The organism is Actinomyces bovis (assembly GCF_900444995.1).
GTDB classification, from domain to species: domain Bacteria; phylum Actinomycetota; class Actinomycetes; order Actinomycetales; family Actinomycetaceae; genus Actinomyces; species Actinomyces bovis.
The window spans coordinates 150615-174172 of sequence record NZ_UAPQ01000007.1 but is presented as its reverse complement, the minus strand read 5'-3'; the positions used below and the strand labels follow the sequence as shown (position 1 = coordinate 174172).

Annotated in this window: 19 protein-coding genes and 1 riboswitch; of the genes, 16 read left to right on the top strand and 3 right to left on the bottom strand. The window is 60.0% G+C overall.

Going from position 1 to position 23558, the window contains the following annotated elements:
• Positions 1 to 64: 64 nt before the first annotated feature.
• The gene (locus DR039_RS06360) at positions 65 to 373 is read left to right on the top strand and encodes a hypothetical protein (protein ID WP_111836568.1); all 309 of its coding nucleotides are present in this window, start codon (positions 65 to 67) and stop codon (positions 371 to 373) included.
• 173 nt (positions 374 to 546) lie between these two features.
• On the opposite strand, the gene DR039_RS06355 is transcribed toward DR039_RS06360, so the two are convergent.
• Positions 547 to 996, bottom strand: a complete 450-nt coding sequence (locus tag DR039_RS06355; RefSeq protein WP_111836567.1) for a hypothetical protein — start codon at positions 994 to 996, stop codon at positions 547 to 549.
• 984 nt (positions 997 to 1980) lie between these two features.
• Here DR039_RS06355 and DR039_RS11270 point away from each other — a divergent pair.
• From DR039_RS11270 to DR039_RS11260, 11 genes are all read left to right on the top strand, one after another.
• Positions 1981 to 2121, top strand: a complete 141-nt coding sequence (locus tag DR039_RS11270) for a hypothetical protein (protein ID WP_170166928.1) — start codon at positions 1981 to 1983, stop codon at positions 2119 to 2121.
• A gap of 697 nt (positions 2122 to 2818) precedes the next feature.
• The gene (locus DR039_RS11265) at positions 2819 to 2959 is read left to right on the top strand and encodes a hypothetical protein (RefSeq protein WP_170166927.1); all 141 of its coding nucleotides are present in this window, start codon (positions 2819 to 2821) and stop codon (positions 2957 to 2959) included.
• Positions 2960 to 3727: 768 nt separating this feature from the next.
• Complete coding sequence (locus tag DR039_RS06350; protein WP_126622359.1) at positions 3728 to 5779, top strand: hypothetical protein; 2052 nt, start codon at positions 3728 to 3730, stop codon at positions 5777 to 5779.
• Positions 5780 to 5920: 141 nt separating this feature from the next.
• Positions 5921 to 6556: a hypothetical protein gene (locus DR039_RS06345; protein WP_126622357.1), complete on the top strand. Its 636-nt coding sequence runs from the start codon at positions 5921 to 5923 to the stop codon at positions 6554 to 6556.
• Positions 6557 to 7295: 739 nt separating this feature from the next.
• Complete coding sequence (locus DR039_RS06340; protein ID WP_126622355.1) at positions 7296 to 7745, top strand: hypothetical protein; 450 nt, start codon at positions 7296 to 7298, stop codon at positions 7743 to 7745.
• 155 nt (positions 7746 to 7900) lie between these two features.
• Positions 7901 to 8746, top strand: a complete 846-nt coding sequence (locus tag DR039_RS06335; RefSeq protein WP_126622353.1) for a hypothetical protein — start codon at positions 7901 to 7903, stop codon at positions 8744 to 8746.
• Positions 8747 to 9611: 865 nt separating this feature from the next.
• Positions 9612 to 9950: a hypothetical protein gene (locus tag DR039_RS06330; RefSeq protein WP_111836562.1), complete on the top strand. Its 339-nt coding sequence runs from the start codon at positions 9612 to 9614 to the stop codon at positions 9948 to 9950.
• 53 nt (positions 9951 to 10003) lie between these two features.
• Positions 10004 to 12262, top strand: a complete 2259-nt coding sequence (locus DR039_RS06325; RefSeq protein WP_111836561.1) for a DUF6571 family protein — start codon at positions 10004 to 10006, stop codon at positions 12260 to 12262.
• Between the two features lie 387 nt (positions 12263 to 12649).
• Positions 12650 to 12949 (top strand): hypothetical protein, encoded by a 300-nt coding sequence (locus tag DR039_RS11090; RefSeq protein WP_126622351.1) that lies wholly within the window; start codon positions 12650 to 12652, stop codon positions 12947 to 12949.
• 46 nt (positions 12950 to 12995) lie between these two features.
• A complete protein-coding gene (locus tag DR039_RS06315; RefSeq protein WP_126622349.1) occupies positions 12996 to 13631 on the top strand; it encodes a hypothetical protein in 636 nt (211 codons plus the stop codon).
• 930 nt (positions 13632 to 14561) lie between these two features.
• Positions 14562 to 15758 carry an endonuclease/exonuclease/phosphatase family protein gene (locus DR039_RS11260; protein ID WP_170166925.1) on the top strand — a complete coding sequence of 399 codons (1197 nt, stop codon included), beginning with the start codon at positions 14562 to 14564 and terminating at the stop codon, positions 15756 to 15758.
• Positions 15759 to 15818: 60 nt separating this feature from the next.
• Here DR039_RS11260 and DR039_RS06305 read toward each other — a convergent pair whose 3' ends face one another.
• Entirely contained in the window at positions 15819 to 16652 is an 834-nt protein-coding gene (locus DR039_RS06305) for an alpha/beta hydrolase family protein (protein WP_111836677.1), read from the bottom strand.
• Positions 16653 to 16789: 137 nt separating this feature from the next.
• Positions 16790 to 16876: riboswitch (SAM riboswitch) on the top strand.
• A 4-nt stretch (positions 16877 to 16880) separates the two neighbouring features.
• On the opposite strand from DR039_RS06305, the gene DR039_RS06300 reads away from it, so the two are divergent.
• From DR039_RS06300 to DR039_RS11255, 3 genes are all read left to right on the top strand, one after another.
• Positions 16881 to 17909 (top strand): methylenetetrahydrofolate reductase, encoded by a 1029-nt coding sequence (locus DR039_RS06300; protein WP_111836557.1) that lies wholly within the window; start codon positions 16881 to 16883, stop codon positions 17907 to 17909.
• Positions 17910 to 17978: 69 nt separating this feature from the next.
• On the top strand, positions 17979 to 20414 hold the full coding sequence (gene metE / locus DR039_RS06295) for a 5-methyltetrahydropteroyltriglutamate--homocysteine S-methyltransferase (RefSeq protein ID WP_111836556.1): 2436 nt from the start codon (positions 17979 to 17981) through the stop codon (positions 20412 to 20414).
• The gene (locus DR039_RS11255) at positions 20411 to 20566 is read left to right on the top strand and encodes a hypothetical protein (RefSeq protein ID WP_170166924.1); all 156 of its coding nucleotides are present in this window, start codon (positions 20411 to 20413) and stop codon (positions 20564 to 20566) included. Before metE ends, DR039_RS11255 begins: the two co-directional genes overlap by 4 nt.
• Here the strand turns inward: DR039_RS11255 and DR039_RS06290 are convergent.
• Positions 20556 to 21485 (bottom strand): copper homeostasis protein CutC, encoded by a 930-nt coding sequence (locus tag DR039_RS06290; RefSeq protein ID WP_229116852.1) that lies wholly within the window; start codon positions 21483 to 21485, stop codon positions 20556 to 20558. The genes DR039_RS11255 and DR039_RS06290 overlap by 11 nt on opposite strands.
• A 131-nt stretch (positions 21486 to 21616) precedes the next feature.
• Here DR039_RS06290 and DR039_RS06285 point away from each other — a divergent pair, with 131 nt between their 5' ends.
• The gene (locus DR039_RS06285) at positions 21617 to 23557 is read left to right on the top strand and encodes an ABC transporter ATP-binding protein/permease (protein WP_229116851.1); all 1941 of its coding nucleotides are present in this window, start codon (positions 21617 to 21619) and stop codon (positions 23555 to 23557) included.
• Position 23558 lies beyond the last annotated feature (1 nt).

Here is a 23558-nt window from a genome sequence, read left to right as displayed (position 1 = left end):
CTTGACATCTAGAACCAGCGTCTGCGGTTAGTCCGCAGGCGTCCCTGTACCGAAGGAAAGTAACGTGGCGAACGTCAACGCAGACCTCTCTACGCTTGAGACTCTCTATGATGCTCTGAAGGGAGACGTGGACTCCATGCACAGCGTCGTCTCTAACACAGACACTGCGCTCAAGAACGCGGTCTGGCAGAGCCCGAACGCGCAGGCCTTCCGTGATTCTTGGACCGACTTCCGCCCCAAGCTGATCAAGATGGAGATGGCTACTGCTGATGCCGCCAACGACGTGGCTAAGAACCACAGTGATCTCGTTGCGGCCAACGGTGTGACCGATGCGCGCGAACTGCCTAAGATCAGTTCTTATGACGTCATCTGATTAGTGTGGCGCCGATCTGGTGGCGGGGTGGGTCTTTCCTATCCCGCCACCAGTTTCTTTGTGCGTTGGAGCGGCTGCGGTTCCTCTTAAGTCTATGAGTTGGGGGTCTTCATATGCATGCTTAACCTGCCATGGTTGCAAACACATTCGCGAGCTTGTGGTTTGGGGTTGTTTTAGTTTGTTGGGATGTTGATGGTTTGGATTTCGGCTACGGGTAGGTTTGTGGTGTTGGTGGTTTCGATGTTGTCTAGTTGGCCGTTGGTGCCGTCGTTGCTGGTCCATGAGACTTTGTAGGAGACTGCGATCTTTAGTGGGGTGGTGCCGCCTAGGTGTGCGCTGGAGCGAGTAAAGCGGGTTATGCAGTCAGTGGTGCCTTCTTTGCTGACTCCAGGTATCCAGGGGCTGCCCCATCCGGTGCAGGAGGAGGCTGCGTCTGGAGCGGACAGATGCAGCCCGCTGGCTGTTGCTTGCACGCTGACGCTGGTTGAGCCCACTGAGGCGTTAACTGAAGCTGACCGCACGGTGGCTTCAGTGGCCCACACCCAGGTGTCTAAGCCCACTACTGTGGCGCCGTTGGCTCCTAGTTTTGGGCTGGTGTTGATCTGTGGGGAAGGCAGGTGCATAGCCCGTCGTACTGCCTGGGCTATTGCTTTGCCTGGTAGTGGTGCGAGTGGGGGAGTTTGGCCTTGGGGTAAGAACCGGTTAGTGCCACCAGCTTCAAAAGCACGCACATAGTCTTGATACTCCTGCTGCGTGCCGGTGAAATACGTTCTTGAACACGTTGTGTGCCACCAATACCCACCCGTGTCATCACGATGAGAATCCCACCCCACAAACGCTTTGTCGGTGTCCGAGCGAGTGGTGCCATCAGCATTCAAAGCGTCCAAAGCTCCAGACTCAATCCACTGAGCCATTTGCGCCCCATTGCGACCACGCTGCCACCAACACACCGGATGCACATCCACCCCCTGAGAGCTAACACCCACCTGCCCCACAACCCCAGGAGCCCCATCAACCGCCACACTATCAACCGCAACCGCTACCACTTCTTGCCCACTAACAAACCCACCCGAAGAAACCGGCGGAACCACCTCGCCATTACCATGTGCGTGGGCGGGGGTTGATATGCCGGGGAGTAATAATGCGCCAGCTAAAATTATTGGTGTGGCCCATGGCCTGTTTAGTCTGTGCAATCGTCTTTCCCCGCAATCTGACCTTCAGTTACTTGCCACCCCGTCTCAGACCTCTCTAACACATAAACCTTGTGATAAGCATGGCGAAGACCCTGCTCTGTTACATCGGCTCCGCCAGCATCCAGGTTAGATATTTGCCGCTGGTCTTGGCATGCTTCTACGGTTGCTGTAATACCGCTAGAACTATAAACCGACATAACCTTCGTGGAATAGCGTCCGCCAAGATGCCAGCCTTTGCTATCCAACCTAGCTCGGAATGCATCTCCCTTTTGAAGTTCCTTGCCGCTGGTGTTGGCTAGATATGAGCTTCGGTCCTTAGATTTTCCAGAGGATAGTTTCCACCCCTCCCGTTGGAAGGTTATGTAGCTGCGGACTACCTGTTGTGAGGTGGCGTCCAGGCCCTGGGGTACAGCCGTGACTTGGAAGTCATTGGCCAGGTCTGACAAGTCTTCAGCCCTAAAAGGCACCTCACCACCCGAAGCTGAAGCGGAGGCTGTAGGTGAAACACTAGCCGAGGCCACAGCCGAGGCCGAGGTGCTGGGCTGGGCGGTATAAGGCGGCACACTAGAGCCAGCCACAGGCTGCTTAGCCCCACACCCCGCAAGCAAAACAGCACAAGCACACAAACCCATCAGCCCACGTACACGAGAAGAACGCATCAAAACAAACCCCAACACAAAACAACCAGGACTTAACACCCGTTGCGTCCTGACCATGGAACAAAACTCAGGGTAGTTCACCACCCGGTCATAGAGAAAGGTCCTGAGCTCCCGACTGGAGCACGACGCCGTCTTGGACGTGATCACCACCTAGCCCATGACTTGCTTAGTCTGTGCAATCGTCTGTCCCCGCAATCTGACCTTCAGTTACCTGCCACCCCGTCTCAGACCTCTCTAACACATAAACCTTATGGAAAGCATGGCGCGTAGAATCCTTTGTTACATCAGCCCCACTAGCATCCAGGAAGGATATTTGCCGCTGATCCTCACATGCTTCTACGGTTGCTGTAATACCGCTAGAACTATAAACCGACATAACCTTCGTGGAATAGCGTCCACCAAGATGCCAGCCGTTGCTGTCCAGCTTAGCCTGGAAGTCTTCTGCCTTCTTAAGTTCCTTGCCGCTGGTGTTAGCGCGGTACGTGCTTCGGTCTTGAGACTTTCCAGAAACTAGTTTCCAGGCTTCCCGCTGGTACGTCAGGTAGCTGCGGACTACCTGTTGCGAGGTGGCGTCCAAGCCCTGGGGTACAGCCGTGACTTGGAAGCCATTGGCCAAGTCTGACAAGTCTTCAGCCCTAAAAGGCACCTCACCACCCGAAGCCGAAGCTGAGGCTGTAGGTGAAGCACTAGCCGAGGCCACGGCCGAGGCCGAGGTGCTGGGCTGGGCGGTATAAGGCGGCACACTAGAGCCAGCCACAGGCTGCTTAGTCCCACACCCCGCAAGCAAAACAGCACAAGCACAGACCAGACAGCCCGCAAACCAGCCCACGTACACGAGAAGAACGCATCAAAACAAACCCCAACACAAAACAACCAGGAACCCACCCAGCCTAACAACCCACCCGCCCCGACACCACCCCCCTGCCTGCGCCCGCAGCCCCTAAGCCCGCAAGGATCCATGCGGTCGGCACTGCGGCCCACCCAACAGCCGCGATGTGGCGGCGGTGTTATGTTCTGCCCGTCTTTGTGTGTTTAGTTGACTGCTCTGGGGGTCTGCGAGTGTCAGATAGCTATCCTGCGTGCGCTCAGGCCAGTGGCACGGATGCGGATGGGGGCTCGTCTGAGTCCAAGCCAAGTCTTTACAAGAAGGATCTGGTCAAGCATGCTGGGGCCGTCCGGACTTATGTGAGCATGGAGTTGACGCCATCAAGCGGGTTCGGTGGCCCATGCTCAGCGGTTTGCAAGAAGATTGATGATGGAGGTTGGGTCTCTCCTGCGGCTACTACTTGGACTACGGGGCTTGAGGCGCTCGGAAGGTCAATAAAGACGGCGTTTACGAATTACAAGGCTGATGTTGATCAGGACATTAGTGCTGAGGATGAGAACGTGATGGTGCCTGGGCCGGAGTCCTGGAAGGCTAGCTGGGTGGCGGTCGCCGACAGCTCTCCTTGTGGTGATCTGGCTGAGGGTTGGGTGCCGTAAAGCCGGGGGAGTTGAGCGGTATGACTCATGTAAAAGCGAATGTGACGACGTTGCGGGCTGTGGCCAACGATCTGGCGATCCTGGCCAACTCGGTGGAGATTAAGTACAATACCTTGACCTCCCAGGCTGCGAGTCTTCAGATCTCCACTTCCTCGCTGGTCCATGTACCTGGCTATGTGCAGAGTCTGCGAGATGAGTCGCTCTTTGCGTCTGCGAAGGCCGACTTTATAGAGATCATCAATTCCACCGATGGGAGGAAGGTTCCTGCCTCTGGTGAGGTCAGTTTTGACTTCAATGGATCTGAGGCCACCACGCTGGCGCAGGCTAAGGCCCAGGTGGGGCGTGCGATGGGTCACTTGGCTCAGAAGCTGGCCAGGGAAGGCTATGAGGATGGCGACCCTCGCGCAGCTAAACTGCGTGACTATCTTAAGCGTTGGAACACGGACCAGCACCGGGACGTTATGGCCGTGTTCTACGACCATCTGGGACCCGACGGGACGCTGACGCTTGCTACTAAGGTAGGTAATCACGTTGATGATGGTGACGTCGGGGCCTCCAGTGATTCCAAGCTAGCCGCGGAACTGTTGGAGCAGTTGCGCACCGGTTTGCATCGGGCCTCAAAGTCTTGGAGTGAGGGCCATGCCAAGGTGTTTGGTTCCAAGCTGGTTGAGCAGGCTTATACTGGGTATGACGAAGGCTCCCCTTATAACTGCTACCCTGTGCCCGTGGAAGCATTGAATTGGCTGTTTTATGACACTAAAGGTGCTGGCGACGGTCTGGTTCTGGGCTCTAGTGAGAAGATGGACGAGTTGGAGAAGGCCAACCCTCATCCGCAACCTTGGCAGGTTTATTCTCCGCCTCATTTCATATTCTCAATGACAGATGAGGCTCGGGCGCCATGGATAGCTAGCACTTCTTCAGTCCTGATGCATGCTTTAGCTGATCATCCCAAGTCCGCTTACCGGTTCTTCAGTGATGACCAGGATCGGGTCACCCGGTGGGCGCACAACCACGTGTACGGCGTTGGCCACAGCGGCGGTGACCTGAGTGGCGTGAGTGCAGCCTTGGATGCGGCCTCAACTGATCCAGGCAATATGCGCCGGCACCCGAAGGAAGCGGCAGCTATCGCTTCTAAAGGCTTGGAGGCTCTGACCTCTCGTGAGGACTTCGGTTACGGGGCAGGCCAATACGGGGTGGAGGGTGCGGGAAGCCTGGAACACATCCTGGAAACCTATATGGAATCGATGGTTGATGCCTACAAGTTTAAGAACATAGATACTGGTGAGCCTCAAACTATAACCAATTCTGCTGGGTACATCACGGAGAATAATCCTGTGTTCACCGTGACGGCTTTGGATAAGGCTTTGGGTGTGGTTGGTCGGGATGGGCGGGCTTTGCTTAAGTTCCGCGAGGCCGTGAACCGGGCCGAGGCGGATGGCATGCCTCCTGGTAGCAGCATGGCTCAGCTAAAGGCGAGCGCTGACAGTTGGGGCACAGCAGAGGGGGCTATTGCCAAGGCAATCGGAAATGGTGCTATTGACCAAGCTCAGCGCGATGACGACTACGCCCTGGCCTGGATCGAGCTCGGCCGCAAAGGGGCTGGGGAACTGACAGGTCTCGTCACCAAATTCGCCCCATCTGCGGTGGGTAAGGTGGCTGGCTGGGGCGCTGAGGCCCTGGTGGAGCACCTGGCTGATGAAGCCAAATCCACCTGGGCCAGCAATGCGGATGCGGCCCGGGTGGATCAGACGAGAATGGCCTCCCAGGCAGCCAACGATTTCACTTTGCGTATGTTCTTCCAAGCAGACCAGCTGGGCCTCAACGGTTACCAGCAGGCCGGTTCCGGCCTGCCGCCGATCAACTGGCAAGCCATGTATAACGCGGGCGTGGCCACTCAGAGCCCTGAGGGCTATCGTTTTATCAATCGGGAGGAGTACAACCGTTTGCCTCCGGAGGAGCGGGATTCCGCTGGACGGGCGCTGGAGAGCCTGGCGAGCAGTGTGCAGGGCTTTGATCATGACCGTACTGTGCGCGACGCGTTCAATGACCCGTTCATTGAGTATTTCAAGTAAGGGGAGCCGATGTTGATAGTCAAGGGGCGGCACCGCCTGGGAGCTCTGGCGTTGGCGGCCTGCTGCCTGCTGGCTGGATGTCAGAGCCCTGAAGTGCCGGAGAAACACGCCTATACTCCTAGGCCGGCGATGGAAGCCTCTATGCTTGGGGTTCAGGATGTGCCTGGAGCGACCGCAGTGACTTGGGACTTTGCCACAGCTACTTTTCCTGTCACCGGTTGCCCGGGCCTGGAAGCTAGGTTAAGTTTGCCGTCGCGGGATGAGGCACGCCCCGTTACGACTACGGCTCGTTTCACTGTGGGTGAGGTTACGGTCACCCAGACCGCTAGTTTCAATATTAGTGAATTCGATCATGGTGAGGATATTCGGGACCTGAACGATCTCATGCTCGAATGTGATGGGCAGACCTTCCCCGCTAGGATCCAAGTGCTGCCCCATTACGTTGAGGGCAAGGAGACTTTGACGGTGCTTCCACGGGCCTCACTGCCTGCTGGGACCATTGGTTTCCGCTCCCAAGTAGTCGATGACCAAGGGGGCACTCAGACCATTGAGCGTATCTACGCCGCAGTCACCACCGAAGGCAGGCTGCCGGGGATGATCGTGCTGACCACCCGCGCCCCCGGCACCCAGCCCGGCAATCCTGCCCCACTGGAGCTACTGGACAAAGCCCTGAACAAAGCCAAAGCCGCCCTGGACCCAACGGCCCTAAACCCACCCACCCCAGCACCCACACCAGCTGATGTGGGACGAGCGTTCGAGGAGCTCGCACAGAAGTAGGGCTGGTCGTATCCGGTGATGATCCGGCTGTGGCTGGGCGCCTGTACCTAGAACGTCACTGTTCTTGGAATACGACGCCCGTGATCCGCGAGGCGTTGTGCTCGACGCGCCCGAATCGAGTCACTCAGCGCCGGGTTCCGCCCAGAGGTGAAGGCCCGCGGTCACTTCCCTAACGAGCAGGCCGCATTGAAGGCCTTGTATCTGGTCGTGAGGTCGTTGGCCCTCAGGGGCATCGGCCAGACCAGATGGGGTATGCGGTGGAAGCCTGCCCTGGACGCGCCTCAACCCACCCCCTTCGTCAACCGCATACCCGTGGCCAGCACCCACCAGCAGAAAACACCAATTACAACGTCAATCGGACAGCCCCGCGGCTGTTGGGTGGGCCGCAGTGCCGGCCGCATGGATTCTTGCGGGCTTAGGGTCTGCGGGCGCAGGCAGGGGGGTGGTGTCGGGGCGGGTGGGTTGTTAGCCTGGGTGAGTTCCTGGTTGTTTTGCGTTGGGGTTTGCTTTGATGCGTTCTTCTCGTGTGCGTGGTGTGGTTTGTGGGTTGGTGGGTTTGTGCGCCTGTGCTGTTTCGGCTGCGGGGTGTGGGGCCAAGGAGCCTGCGGCCGGCTCCAGTGTGCCGCCCTACACTGCCCAGCCCAGCGCATCGGCTACAGCCTCGGCTTCGGCTAGTGCCTCACCTGCAGCCTCCGCCTCGGCTGGTGAGGCGCCTTTTACGGCTGAGGGTTTGTCGGACTTGGACAATGGCTTCCAAGTAACGGCTGTGCCCCAGGGCCTGGATGCCACCTCACAACAAGTAGCACGCAGCTACATAACACACCAGAAGGCGACCTGGATGCTGAATTCGGGGAGGTCTAAGGACCGTGGCCCGTACCTAGCCAGCACCAGCGGCGAGATGCTTAAAAAGGCGGATGAGTTCCAGAGCAGGTTGGATAGCAACGGCTGGCATCTCCATGGACATGATTCTACGAAGGTCATGTCGGTTTATAGCTCTAACGGTATTACGGCAACCGTGGAGGTATGTGAGGATCAGCGGCAAATATCCTTACTGGATGCTGGTGGGGCCGATGTAACGAAGGATAGCGCTCGTCATGCCTTCCACAAGGTGTATGTGCTGAAGAGATCAGCGACGGGCTGGCAGGTCATTGAAGGCCAGATTGCGGGGAAAGACGATTGCGTGGACTGAGCAGGCCGTGGACCGCACGGATGATTTTAGCCGGCGCCTTATTACTCCCCGGACTGTCAACCCCCGCCCATGCAGTCTACGAAGAAGGTGATACGGCTTCTTCTGGTGGGTTTGTCAGGGGGCAGGACGCGGTAGCGGTTGCGGTTGGTGGTGTGGTGGTTGATGGGTCTCCTGGGGTGGTGGGGCAGGTGGGTGTTAGCTCTCAGGAGGTGGATGTGCATCCGGTGTGTTGGTGGTACCGTGGTTTTGATGGGGCGCAAATGGCTCAGTGGATTGAGTCTGGAGCTTTGGACGCTTTGAATGCTGATGGCACCACTCGTTCGGATACTGATGAGGTGTTTGCGGGGTGGGCCTCTCATCGTGATGACACCGGCGGGTATTGGTGGCACGCGATGTGCTCGCAGACGTATTTCACTGGCACTGAGCAGGAGTATCAGGCGTATGTGCGTTCTTTTGAGGCTGGTGGCACTCATCGTTTCTTGCCCGAAGGTCAAACTCCCCCAGTAGCGCCACTACCCGGCAAGGTGGTGGCTCAGGCGGTGCGCCGGGCCATGCACATGCCCTCCCCGCAGGTCAGCACCAGCCCGAAGCTGGGCGCTAACGGCGCCACGGTGGTGGGCCTGGATACCTGGGTGTGGGCCACTGAAGCCACCGTGCGGTCAGCTTCAGTTAACGCCTCAGTGGGCTCAACCAGCGTCAGCGTGCAAGTAACAGCCAGCGGCCTGCATCTGTCCGCTCCAGACGCAGCCTCCTCCTGCACTGGGTGGGGCAGCCCCTGGGTGCCTGGAGTCAGCGTGGAGGGCGGCTCTGATTGCACGGTGCGTTTCACTCGCTCCAGCGCGCACCTAGGCGGCACCACCCCTTTGAAGATCGGGATCTCCTACAAAGTGTCCTGGTCCAGCAACGACGGCTCCAGCGGCGAACTGGACAACATCGAGACCACCAACACCATGAACCTACCCGTAGCCGAAATCCAAACCATCAACATCCCAACAAACTAATAGGCCTATCCTGAGTTTATGAGCGCCTGAAACAGCAGGATCCGGGAATTCCGTGGAAAGCTATAGGTATAGTAGAGCGAGGTTACTATTATCTTGTTGGCGGTCCCGAGGGCCGGAGCCGGTCACCCGCGTCGGTCGCATCCAGTGGCCTGTTCATGGCTATGGACCGGGTCGGGTCGTGCTTCGACAATGCAGCCGCTGAGGCGTTCTTCAACAGCCTGGAGTGAGAGGCTCCCTCTCATAAACGAGTTCGCCAACGCCACTAGGCTCAGGCGGTCGTCCTGGACTGATGCTGTGGGGGCTATAGTCGCCAGCGCTGACACAGCTCGGCGGGTATGACGAGCACGATCAACTACGAGAAACACCGCGGCCACAACCGGCAGGCCCCAAAGCCAAGCCTCCACCGAAAGATTCATGCCATATCGCGGAGAACCTACGGTGCACCTCGGGGCCTTCTCAAGCGCGGAAGTCATTACAGGCGCAGGCGCATCGCCTGGCTGCCGAGAGTCGCCTGTCTGCGGGAGTGCACTACCACCCTAGGCGGGCATATGTGCCGCCGACAACTCGTAAAGACTGGCAAGACCCTAGCTCAGCTCCGTGAATAGCTAGATCGGAAGCCATCGTTGCCTATACAAGCGGATTGCCTAGAGTCGCTATAGGCGTAGCCAAAGACTCCCAAAAGCCCGATGTTCTTGGTAGCCTGTACTCGGCAATGCCGCCCTTTTAGCTGGAGACACCTATGGTCGACGCGCCTCTTGCTATGGACTTGCTTGGCTATCAAGGGCGATGTCGGTGGCGCGGCTGCCTGCTAGACCTTGTTTTCAGATAATGAATTAATTCAAGAACTTGGAGAATGGAGGAGTCTATGGCTGACCAAGAAGATGATGCTCAGACCATGGTGGACAACCCTAAGCGAACTGCGATTTTGGCGGTGGACAGCACAGTAACCACCAGTCAGACCAACTTGGCGGCATCGAGGTATAATGGCTCTTATAGCGACAAGATGAGCGAGGGGTTGACCCAGGAGGTCTGGGCTTCCCCAAAGGCTGATACCTACCGCACGCAGATAAGCACTGCGTTAACGAATGCGGATAATGCCATCAGTGCTATGCACACCACGCTTACTAATGCCGCTAATAACCTCGAAGAAAAGGTGCCCTCAGATAGCAGTGAGGCAAAGTGGCCCAACTGCCAAGAGAGTTGACCGTCTCTAGTTTTTGACCTGTACGTATTTATTTAGCCTATGATTGGTATGCGATGCTGATAAAGATCGACACTGACAAGATGCAGACGGTAGTTAACAATCTGAATGATCGGGCTGCCGACCTTGAAACGGCCCGGCGTAACATCAACAACTCAAGCTACCTCAATCACGATCCAGTGCCAGAGGTCAGTGAGGCTACTGAGCTGAGTAGTTATGCAACTACGGGTTTCAGCGCCAGCAACCTGACTAATCTGCACGCCTGCAGTCAGGCCATCACCAGTCTGGCCACTGATCTGGCAACGCGTCGCCAAGAAGCTATCAACTACAGCACCTCAGGGGGGAAGTTTGGTGATGGCACCGTGGGGTACTATCTACCAGACCCGCCCGAAGGCACACAGGACATTGATACTTACTGGCAGAACACAGATACCCTGGCCAACGTCAAGGCTTATAACAGCGGTGCTATAGCTCAAGCTAAGGCTGACGCAGAGTCGGCCCGCAACAGCCAAGGCCAGGAGGCCCTAGAACTGGCTAGCGGGTCGGTTCATAAAAACAAAGACAACCCAGTCTATGCCACTGTTTTCTCTGACACCCTAGGGCCCCAGGGCATGGCCACATACGCCTATATCATTAGGCAAGCTTGGCAAGATTCGCAAAGCCCTTCTGCTCGAGCGGGAATAGAACCGCAAGACAGAAAAGAAATGCAGGCGCAGCAGTTCCGGCTGTACACCCTAGCCCAGTCTGCACTCTCAGTGACATTAGGTACAGCAACGACCTCAGGGTTATGGAATGCCTCTCACAGCAAGCAGTACGCCAAGGATCTAGCCTCCTTGGCGGTAAGTGAAAAAGCGCCTGTATATGGCTCGCTAGCCTTAAATCTGCTGCTTTCTGGAACTAACCACTCGGTTGAGAACTCGGCTAGGCTGGGCGATACGCCTCTTCGCGCTGGTGGGGTGTTTCATAAGGACTTTCTGGGCACGATCGAGTCCAGTATTTGGTTGGATGAACAAAAAGGTGATCCGCACTGGAAGGAACAGCTTACGGCGAGTCTCAGTCATACGCCTGGGACTTCTTACGGAGACTTCGACCCCTATACCGGTATACTGACTGCCATGGGTCGAAATCCCCATGCCGCCCTCGATCTGCTGGCCTCACCAACTAGTATCTATGCTACCGAGAATGACATCAAAATAGATGAATCCCGTTATAATTGGCTTATGTCGCGACATTGGGATCAGGCCAGCTTGGAGGGTTTGACAGCTGCTATCGCCGGGGTCTCCACTTTCCGCACTCCAACTAGCGCCGATCCCGTCAAGCGTGCGACTCAGCCTCGAACCACTCTTGACGAGCGCGCCGCTCAACTTACCGAGTTGGCTGTTGAGTCCCTGGCGGGCACCGGAAAGCATCCGCTTGAGGACCTAGACTGGGATAGCGCCTCTAGACGTAACCTATCTGTTATGTTCGGAAACTCGATGGGCGATGTGGATAATTGTGCCCGGGTGAACCGGACTGGTAATAAGAGCGGCCCTTTTGATGCCAGCCTTCCAGCCTCATGGCGCGATACTCATGACGCTGAGGTACGCAAGCTGCTTCAGGAAGTGAGCAAAGATGACTCAGCATTAGCTGCTCTTGGTGCTGCAGCGGGCGATTTCTCTAGACTGCGCGCAGAAGCGGTGGCAGCTGATAAATCATCTGCTGACCAGACGATTGCAACTGAGAAGGCGTCTATTGACCACGTACTCACTGCCGTTAAGCAGAACAATCAACTGGCGGGTTTTATTATGGGCGCAGCTCAGAAGGCCCGAGATCTGGAATCTGACGAACATGATGCCTCTGTCGGCCTTTTCTTCGACGCGCTCAGTGATGGACTAAAGTTTGTCCCCTCACCTCAAGGCAGGGTAGCTGGACAAGTATATTCCATTTTGAAGGATCACCTCCTTGAAGCCGGTGAGGATTGGGCAACTTCCCGCACTACCGACACAAGTCTGGACGATATGGGAGAGGCGCTAAGGGCCCAGAACAAGATCACCGCCTTCAATGCTTTAGCGCAGCAGCCGAACATGTTCGGAAAAAACGCCTTCGAAGATGAGGATGGACATTCTTACAAATTTACCTGGCTTAATGGGCGCCAAATAGATCCTTCCCAATTCAAGGTAGGCAAAACCAAGGCTTCCAAAGAAGTTTTTTATGAAAACTTACATGACCTCAACGACTTTCTTGAGGATAATAACATGCCCGAATGGGCTCGCGACGAGATTGATTTTTCTTCTGCGTTCGAGCGTGGCCACGATATTGGAAAAGGATTGGAGTGAGGTCACAGAGCCTCATGCGTATTGCTCGGGAGGGGTGGTTTTATGCAGATTTCTCTGAAGGTGTTTAGAGGTAGGATCATGGCTTTGGGTGGTTGGTGGCGGGGTTGTACTGATAGGCAGCGGGCGGTGGTTCTGCTGGTAATCGCTCTGACTGCTACTTCGTCGTTCTTGGGTTGGCGGGTGTACCAACTCACCCGCCCCGAGCCCGAGTTCCTTTGCGGACACCTACCCACCACCCAACTGGTTCCTATAGTCGGCTACCAACCCAGACAAAATAGACCTCCCTCTATACATGGAACTTGGTACACTTGCGCGATTACCAGGCAAAACCCTGACTTGCCTGCACCGGCCACCAGAATACTATGGGAATTCCGTGAGCGTGATGACATGGATGCCGTATATCTGCCTACCGAAAAGCTGAAGGAGATCGCCGCAGAGACTCGCGATGTTTTGTTTGAGCCTGAAATTCCTGGTCATCCTGAGGCTTTTTTGTATGCCGAAACTCTCGTTCCTTGTGTGTATTGGGTTAATGAGACTCATGCTGTACGGGCCTGTGCCAGCTTGACTAGTGGGATTCCATCCGACCAAAGGGTGAACTTGATTAACCAGTTACGTACCCTCATTCTGGCTCATGCCACCAAGTACATTCCTGATCAGCCCACACCAAGCCCAAGCCCTAAACGCTAAACAAGCCCAAGGCTCGGCATTGGATTACGCGATTAGGGGTGGTTTTATGTGGATTCCTGTTAAGTCATTTGGGAGCAGGGTTATGGCTGTGGGTGGTTGGTGGCGGGCTCGCAGTGGTAGGCAGCGGGCCGTGATCTTGCTGGTAATCGCCTTGACTGCTACTTCCTCGTTCTTGGGTTGGCAGGTATACCAACTCACCCGCCCCGAGCCCGAGTTCCTTTGCGGACACCTACCCGCCACCCAACTGGTTCCTATAGTCGGCTACCAACCCAGGCAAGACGGACCGGCCTTTGAAAGGGGAACCTGGTACTCCTGTGACGCCATCAGCCAACACCCTGACTTGCCTGCACCAGCCACTAGCATGCTATGGCAATCCCGTGAACGCGCTGACATGACCGCCGTATATCTGCCTACTGAAAAGCTGAAGGAGATTGCCGATAAAGACAGTGGGGTTTTGTTTGAGTCTGAGATACCTGGACACCCGGAGGCTTTCTTATTCACTGACTATTGGGTGCCCTGTGTGTATTGGGTTAACCAGACTCATTCTGTGCGCGCCTGCGCTGACCTAACTAACGAGGATTCGACTGATCAAAGAGATAACGTGATTAACCAGTTACGCACCCTCATTCTGGCCCATGCCACCAAGTACATTCCCAGCCAGCCCACACCAAGCCCTAAATAGGCCTAAGGCTTGGCATTGGATTACGTGACTAGGGAGGTGGTCTTGTGAGGAATCCTGTGAAAGCTTCCGGGGGTAGGGTTGTGGCTGTGGGGGGTTGGTGGCGGGCTCGCAGTGGCAGGCAGCGGGCGCTGGTGCTGCTGGTAATCGCTCTGACTGCGACTTCGTCGTTCTTGGGTTGGCGGGTGTACCAACTCACCCGCCCCGAGCCCGAGTTCCTTTGCGGACACCTACCCACCACCCAACTGGTTCCTATAGTCGGCTACCAACCCAGACAACACAGGCCGCCATTTATACATGGAAGCTGGTACTCATGCACGATCGTCAGGCAAATTCATGACTTGTCCGCACCGGCCACTAGCATTGAGTGGGAATTCCGTGAACGTGATGACATGGATGCCTTATACCTGCCTACCGAAAAGCTGAAGGAAATTGCCGCGAATGACAGTGGCATTTTGTTCGAGTCTGATATACCGGGACACCCGGAGGCTTTCTTATATATTGCAACCCGCGTTCCTTGTGTGCACTGGGTTAATCAGACTCATGCCGTACGGGCCTGCGCTGACCTAACTAACGAGGATTCGACTGATCAAAGAGATAACGTGATTAACCAGTTACGCACCCTCATTCTGGCTCATGCCACCAAGTACATTCCTGATCAGCCCACACCAAGCCCAAGCCCTAAACACTAAACAAACGCAGGGCTCGGCAATGCGTGGAACCAGTTGGAGATCCAAGCTCTGTGGGGCAGGAGGCAGCCCAGCGCGCTCGCTACCCCAGGCGCCACATGACCACAAGAACCCAGAGCACCGATCACCTCCTCTAGCCGCGCAGGCACAGCCACCTGACTACACCTGCACCGTTTCCGCACGCGCACCCGGTAAATCAGTGACACTGGCCCTATGTCTTCCACCCTCCCCGAGCGGCCTGCCGGTGAGCCACCCAGCCCACCGCCCCATAGCCATAAAGCGCATCCGCCGGGCCCTGGGATGGGCAATCGTCGGCGTCTTTAGCGCGCTTGGAGTACTAAGCCTGTGGCCAGACCTCCTAACCCCAATTTCACCATCCCTGCGCCTCTCCACCAGCTACCCATTCGCGCAAATGCTGGCACTGCGATCCGGCTTACTGGTGGGCATCGGCGTAATCGCCCTGATCCTCCTGACCTCCGCCGCCGTGCGCTTCTACCGCAAAGAAGGCGGACACCGCACCCTCACCCTCGCAATCGTGCTGGCGCTAGTAGCTGTCAGCCACGGCGTCGTCCTAGCGCAACGCGGCCTAAGCGGCTCACAACCAACCAAAGCCTCCGCCGTCGCCGACCCCACCGCCTGGGACGGCACCGTCACCGTCCTGAGCTTCAACACCCTCTACGAAGGCACCTCAGTCGTCACCCTGGCCCAAACCATCCGCGACCTCTCCCCAGAAGTAATCGTTCTGCTAGAAACGGGCCCTGAATACGGGCAGCAACTCGCTGAGCTACTCCAAGAAGACGGCCACGCCTTCAGCGTCTTCACCGCCACCACCGCGCAGCCCACCGACGCCGAGGCAACAACCACACCCACCCCCGAAGCCACCGCCACACCCACCCCCAGCAAAGCAGGCGCCAAGAAGAAAAAGCACCACGGCACCGCGGAAGAAACCACAGTCCTAGTCTCCGCAGCGCTCGGCAACTACGAACAAAAGCCCGCCCCCGCCAACCTAGGCTTCGGCGCCGTCATGCTGAGCCCCACCGGCGACTCAGTCACCGGCAAACTCCGCCCCACCATCCTAGGCGTGCACACCCTCCCACCAGTAGGCAACTACATGGCACCCTGGAGAGACCAACTCACCAAAGTCGCCGCCCAATGCCAGGCAGGCACCATGCCAGCCGGACTGATCATGGCCGGAGACCTAAACGCCACCCTGGACAACGGCCCCCTGCGCCAACTGGGTGCATGTGCCGACGCCGGAGTGCAGGCCGGAATCGGTGGCCTAGCCACCTGGCCGACGTCATCGCACACCCAACTGCTGGGCGCGAGCATCGACCACGTACTGATAGACCAGGCCAGCTGGCGGGCCCGCGCCGGAAGCATCATGGACCTACCAGGCTCCGACCACCGCGCCGTCATGGTGGACCTAGAACCCACCAGTTGAAGCAGCGCCCGCACCAAAGCCCAGACCTAAACCGACACAACGGTCAGCCCGCAGCCACACTCAACCCAAATACTGGCGCATCCAATCCACCCCGAGCCGCGCCACCTCCGCCAAGGTCTGCTCACAATCATCAGCCTGCACCTGCGCCAGCCGAGAACCCTGCGGCAACAGCTGGAAACCCTGCGCCGCCGCCTCCGCCGTGCCCGGAAACTCATTAGCCAAAGCCCCATGCAACAGCAGCACCGGCCACGCCACCTCCGCCAACACCTTCTGCGGATCCTGCATCGACACATCCACCAGAGTCTCCTTGCTCAGCACATCCCACTGGCGCCCATTGGCATTGTCATCCGGCACGCGCGTCAGCCCATGCTGATCCAACTCATCAAGCTGCTCAGGGGAGAAGACCTCCTCCCACAAAATCGACTGCGGCCCAATAATCATGCCCACCGCCACCGCCGTGCGCACCAACTCAGGGCGGGCCAGCAGCGCCGCCGTCGCCCCAAAACCATTCGCGTGCACACCCTGGCGCGTAAAGCCCCGCTCCGCCAACCAACCAGACACGGCCCGCAAGTCCTCCACCTCACCGGCCAAAGTGATCACATCATCCTCAGAAGCTCCCAGGCCAGAGAAATCAAAAGCCAAAGTGGCCAAACCCGCCTCCCGGTAGGCCGCCCCCACATGGTCCAAACGCCCAGCCAAACCGTGCCGGTCCGCCAAAAAGTCATGCGCCAAAATCACCACGCCCAAGTCCCGGGCAGCATCCTGCCCGGCCTCCCGCACCAGCACAGCGTTCCCCTCCAAGGCCTCAGGGGAGAGCGGCTCAGCGCCTTCCGGCAGCTCCAATGTGGCGGCAAGGGTAATGCCGCGGGGGGTGTCGATACGGACTTCAGGCATGCCTCCAAAGTAAGGCAGACCAGCCCCAGCCGCCGGTGCGACCCGTTGCGCTGGCAGCGTGACAACCGGCAGCACCCCGGCGCCACCTTGTGGACAAGGCTTGCACGGGGACCAAAAGTGCCGTTATCGTCCCAACCAGTCCATCCAGAGCGGCTGAGAGACCTGGCTCCACGACGCCGCAGCAACCCCTTCAAGGCGGGTGCTTCAGCCAGGACCGATGGAGAGCAAATGACTGAGGCTACCCAAACCGTAAATCCATCCGGCTCCACCCCCACCCTGTCCATGGAGCTGTTCCCACCACGCCCCGGACGCCTCGCCTCTCAAACCTGGGGCGCCCTAGACCGCCTACTGGGTATGGTCCCGGACTTCGTCTCCGTCACCTACCGCCCCACATTCGCCATCGGTGAGCCCACCCCCACCCAGCCAGCCGGTCCAATCAGTGTGCTCCCCCAACGCAACCCATCTGAAGACGTCATTGCGCACGTCATCGCCACCACCCGAGTGCCCCTGATGGCACACCTGACCTGCATCGGATACACCAAACGGGACGTGGTCGGCATTGTGAACTGCTTCCTGGACCTGGGGGTGCGCCGCTTCCTGGCCCTGCGCGGCGACCCACCTCCCGGCCACTGCGTGGATGAACTCTCCGGTGAACTCCGCTACGCCCACGAGCTAGTTGCCGTCATCCGAGAAGTCGAGGCCGAATACTTTGACGACGGCGCCCAGCACGTGCAGATCGCCGTCGCCACCTACCCCGCCGCCGTAGACCACGGCCAAGAAGTAGAAGTCCTGAGCGCCAAACAAGCCGCCGGAGCAGACCTAGCCATCACCCAAGTCTTCTACGAAGCCGACGACTACCTGGCCCTCACCCGCGCCTGCACCTACTCCGGCGTCACCCTGCCGATCCTGCCCGGCCTCATGCCCCTGACCGACCTGGGACGCCTGACCCGCCTAGAGTCCCTCACCGGCGTAAACGTGCCCAACCACCTACACCAAGCCCTAGCCGGTGGGCGCAGCGCCGCCCAGTTCTCCCGCGGCATCGACGCCACCCTCCAGCTAGCCACCGACCTCATTGCCGGCGGCGCCCCCGGCCTGCACCTGTACACCTTCAACCGAGCCCGCCCCACGATCGACCTCATCAGCCAACTGCGGGTGGGAGGCATCTTGGGCGGTAACCCACCCGACCCGCGCACCCGCCGCGAAGTCGTCCACGCCTACCTCAACGCCACCCCCGGCGGAGACCGCCGAATGCGGTAGGCGGCCCCCACCACGGTGGGCCGCCGCCCCAAGCCACAGACTCCAACCCGCAACTAAGAGAGCAACACCATGACCGGTTCCACCCCGACCACCACCGACCCCAGCGCACCGACCGCCCCGACCGGCGCGCCCACCATCCCCAACCAGCCGCTGCCCGCAGCCACCATCCTCGGCTACCCGCGCATCGGCGCCGACCGCGAACTCAAACGCGCCGTCGAGGCCTACTGGAAAGGCACTCTGGACGAGACCAGCCTGCGCGCCACCGCCGCCCAACTGCGCCAAAGCACCCGCGCGCACCTGCGCGAACTCGGCCTAACCGGCGCCGCTGCCGTCCCCGCCGACTTCACCTACTACGACCAAGTCCTCCAGGTCACCAGCGCCTTCGGCGCCCTACCTGAACGCTTCACCGAACTGCGCGGCACTGCCGCCACCGGCCACCCCGGCACTAACCTGCCCGGCTTCTTCACTGCCGCCCGCGGCGAAGCAGACAAAGCCGCCATGGAAATGACCAAATGGCTCGACTCCAACTACCACTACCTGGTCCCCGAAGTCAGCGAGGACACCAACTTTGACTACGTACCTGGCTTCGGCGCCGTAGACCCCACCGACGGCCCCACCGCCCAGTACCTTGAGGCCACCAACAACGGTGAAGAAGCGCCACGGCCCGTCGTCGTCGGCCCCGTCAGCTACCTGCTGTTGGCCAAAGCCGCCGACGGCGCCCCCGCGAACTTCCACCCCCTAGACCGCCTAGACGACATCCTCCACGCCTACGGGCACCTCCTGGCCGACCTATGGGCCGCCGACGCCCCCTGGGTCCAACTCGACGAGCCCGCCCTGGTCTCAGACGCCTGGGACGTGCCCCGCCACGAGGTGTTGGCCGCCGTGCGCCGCGCCTACACCTGGATCGCCGCCATCGCCGAACGCCCCCAAGTGCTCGTGGCCTCCGGATACGGCAGCCTCGGCGACGCTCTGCCCGTCCTAGCTCACACCGAGGTGGAAGCCATCGGCATTGACCTAGTGGCCGGGGCAATACCCCACACCGACGACCTAGCGCTCCTAGGAGGCCGCACCCTCGTGGCCGGGGTCGTCTCCGGCCGCAATATCTGGCGCTGCGACCTGGCCGCCGCCCTGGACACCCTGGAGGCGCTGCGCAGTGCCCTGCCCTCAGAGGCCAAACTCGTGGTCGCCACCTCCACCTCCCTGCAGCACGTCCCCCACGACGCCGCCCGCGAAACCAGCATTCCGGAAGACATCCGCTCCTGGCTGGCCTTCGCCGACCAGAAGGTCGCTGAAGTGCGCATACTCGCCACCGCCCTACAGCAAGGGCGCGACGCCGTCGCCGCTGAGCTGGAACTAGACGCCCGCCTGCGCGCCGAGCGCGCCACCCACCCCGGCGTGAACCGCCCCGAGATACGGGCCGCCGTCGCCGCCATCACCGACGCCGACCGCAGCCGTGCCCCCTACGCCGAGCGCAAAGCCGCCCAGGATGCGCGCCTAAGCCTGCCCATCCTGCCCACCACCACCATCGGCTCCTTCCCCCAAACCGCTGAAATCCGCAAAGCCCGCGCCGCCCACCGCCAAGGCGAACTAGACGACGCCGGATACAAACAGGCCATGCGCGAGGAAATCGCCGGTGTGGTGCGCCTCCAAGAAGAAATCGGCCTAGACGTGCTAGTCCACGGTGAGGCCGAGCGCAACGACATGGTGCAGTACTTCGCCGAACTGCTCGACGGCTGCGCCACCACCGAACACGGCTGGGTGCAGTCCTACGGCTCACGCTGCACCCGCCCCTCCATCCTGTGGGGAGACATCACCCGCCCCGCCCCCATGACCGTGGAATGGAGCGCCTACGCGCAGTCGCTCACCGACAAACCCATGAAAGGCATGCTCACCGGGCCGGTCACCATCATGGCCTGGTCCTATGTGCGCGACGACGTGCCCCGCGCTCTGGTAGCTGACGAGCTTGGCCTAGCCCTGCGCGCAGAAGTGGCAGACCTGGAACAGGCCGGGATTCCCGTGATCCAAGTGGATGAGCCCGCCATCCGCGAAACCCTGCCGCTGCGCCTGGCAGACCGGCCCGAATATCTAAAGTGGTCCGTTGGCTCTTTCCGCCTGGCCACCGGCTCGGCGAAGCCCGCCACCCAGATTCACACGCATCTGTGCTACTCCGAGTTCGATGTGGTGATCGACGCCGTAGACCACCTGGACGCTGACGTCACCTCCGTTGAGGCCTCCCGGTCCCGCATGGACATTCTCCCCGCGGTGGCTGAACACGGCTTTGAGCGCCAGTTGGGTCCGGGAGTGTGGGATATTCACTCTCCGCGCGTGCCCTCTGTGGAGGAGTGCACTGAGCTGCTGGAGCGCGCCGCCCGAGCCCTGGGGATGGGGCAGCTGTGGGCTAACCCGGACTGTGGCCTGAAGACACGCGCCTATGCGGAAACCGAGGCGAGCCTGCGCAACCTGGTGGCGGCGACGCGCGTGGTGCGTGCAGCGCACGGGGTGTGAGCGCGGGGAATGAGCACGGGCGGGTGGGGGCGCCCTTGGCTACCATCCGCACCGCTCGTTGCTCGCGGCGCTCCCGCCAAGCCCGCCACGCCTGCGGGCGCCCCCACCCACACCTGCTCCGCCAAGCGCGGGGCGTCGTCGTCAGCGCTTGATGGCTTGCACCAGTTTGGCGATGCGGTGAACCTCGTCCTCGTCAGTTGCCTGTGGCACGTCATGAGGCAGGTTTGGCAGGGGACAGCGCAGGTGAATCTCATCCGTGCCAGTGGTGGCAATGAGCTCAGCAGCGTTCTCCGTGCGCACACCGCCAGCCACGATCACGCCCGGTCCGGCGTCGCTGCGCGAGAGCTCCACCAGACGCGCCAAGGACTTGGCACCCCTTAAAGCATTTTCCTTAGCGGCAATGCCTCCGGAGGTCAGCACCCGGTGCACCCCCAAGCCCAGCAGGCTCCGGTAGGCGGCCTCAATATCAGGGACACAGTCAATGGCCTTGTGGAAAGTGACGGGAGCGCCGTCGGCAGTGTCAGCCAGCAGCCGCACCAAGCCCCGATCCACCTTGCCCTCAGGAGTTAGCGCCCCAATTACGAAGCCGAGCTCCACCGCGGGCGGCAGGTCCCGTCCGGCAGCGGAGGTGGGCACCGGGCGGGTGTAGTCAGCCAGCTCGTCAGACAGGCGCGCGATGCGACGCACATCCGCCATCATGGCGTGGCGCTCGTCCTGGTCAAAGACAAAGTCGCCACCGCGCGGACGAATCATCACCTGCACGCCAAAAGGCGCCGCCTCAGGGAGAGCAGACCAGGCTGGGCCCAGGGCCAGCCGTCGCGCCTCCACCTGCTCGGCGGCAGCCAGCACAGCAGCCTCAACCGCACCAATCGACGGCGTCGTGCCGCCTACCGCCAGGTTGTCGCAGAGCTCAGCGCGGTCGGCGCCAGCGCGGGCAGCGGAACGCACCCCCGCCAATGACTCCACACAGATCTCAACGCGCACATGCGTGCCCTTGGCAGGCTGGTACTGGCGGGGGTGAGAGTGGTCCCGGCCGGGCGACGTTGCCCCAGCCATTCGCATGGCAGACATGGGCTTAGTGAATCACGTAAGTGTCCGGTAGTCAGTAAGTAGCCTGCGGTGCATAACCGAGTTTTGCGAATCAGTGTCAGTTCGCTAGTGTCGAGACCGTAAACTAAGGTGCACCTAAGTTGTTTGGCTGTGTGGCTGAACCACGGTCGCCACTGACGACACTGGACGACACAGACTGGGACAAGATGACCCCACAGGCCCTCGCCACAGAACACAGTGAGCACACTCCTGCCTCCCCTCAGTCCGGACCTGCTGCGCCTGTGCAACCCCAACCCAAGATCCAGGTGGACACCCCTGCGGGACGAATTGCCAATATCCTCTCCTTCACCCTGGGGGCACTTAGTTCACTGGCTCAGGTCTGGACCCTCGTCAGCCTGGGGCGCGGCCTGGGATCCCTAGCGCCCACGCTCTCCTCAGCTCCCACATCTGTCCTGGCCAGCTTGCCATTACCCGCAACCTTCAACTCCTACCTCCTGCAGGCCGCCTTCGCTGCCCTGCTGGCTGCTGCCTGCCAAGTAGCTGTGGAGCTTGTTTCCCGCAGCTCCGCCATCCGTGAAGAAGGCCAGCTACGCCGTCGCGCCTTAGCCCACCTGCTAGAACTGGGCCCAGCCCGCGCCGCCCACCTACGCACAGGCTCCACCACCTCCCTGCTCACCGACGGTGCCGAGCGTGTAAGCACTTACCGCCAGACTTTCCTGGCACCCGCCGTCGCCTCCGTGCTCACCCCAGTCTTGGTACTGCTGCTGCTTGCTGTCACCGTAGATCTGCTCTCCGCCCTGATCCTGTTTGCTGGGATCGTGACGGTGCCAGCCGCCATCGGCTTTTTCCTCAAACACTCGCGCCGTTCCTCAGCGGGCTCTCGACGCGAGCGAATGCGTCTGGCCGGGGCCTACCTGGACGCCATCCAAGGCCTAACTACCTTGACCCTCATACGCGCCGCCGAGCGTGCCGCCACTGACTTACGCCACGCCGGGGAAGCCAACCGCCAGGCAATCATGCGGATGCTGGCCGGAAACCAGCGCATCATTTTCCTGACCGACTCCTTGTTCTCCCTGTTCTTCATCGCTGCCACCGCCGTCTTGGCCTTGGTCCGCCTGAGTTCCGGAGCGATTGATCTGGGCGGGGCACTGGCTCTCTCCCTAAGCTCTTTCGTGCTGCTCGAACCCCTGGACCGGCTGGGCGCTTTTTTCTACGTCGGCATGGGTGGAGTGGCCAATCAGCGCGCTATCTGCCGCATCCTGGCCACTCGGCGTCCGGGAGCTGCCGCCCCTGTTGACGACGCCGTAGGTAACCGGGAGAACAGTTCCTCCACTGCTAACGCCAATGAGCAGGTGATCGATTATTCCGCCGACTCTGGTGCCGCCGGTGTAGACGAGTCCACGGCCCCACGCCCTGCTGCTGCGCCCGCCGCTCCTGCCTTCAGCATGTCTGGCGTCACCGCCGCTTGGGAACCGGAGCGCCCCGTGCTGACGGGCGTGAACCTACAAGTGACTCAAGGCGAAAGGATTGCTTTGACCGGCCCCTCCGGCGCAGGAAAGTCCACCCTTCTGTCCTTGGCTACAGGAGATCTGCTCCCTGCTGCCGGAACCGTGCAGGTAGGCGGGGTCACCCTGAATGCGGCCAATCAAGATGCCATACGCGCCGCTAGCGCCGTCGTCTCCCAGAGCACCTGGCTGTTCTGCGGCACGATCGCCGACAACCTACGCCTGGCCGACCCGCAAGCCACCACCGCGCAAATGTGGCAGGCCCTCCAGGAAGCCAACCTGGCCCAGGAGGTCCGGCAAATGCCTGACGGCTTAGACACTCTGGTAGGGGAGCAAGGCCTGGGACTATCCGGTGGGCAGGCGCAGCGCGTCTCTCTGGCTCGCGCCTTCCTAGCCAACCGCCCCCTACTGCTGCTGGACGAGCCCACGAGCCAAGTGGACCTCGCCGGGGAAGCGCTGATCCTCCAAGCTATCGAGCGGCTCGCTGTGGGACGCACGGTGCTCACGGTTTCCCACCGGCAGGGTGCGGTCGACGCCGCTGATCGAGTGCTGCAGGTTGCGGACGGGCATGTGCAGGAGGTGGCCTGAG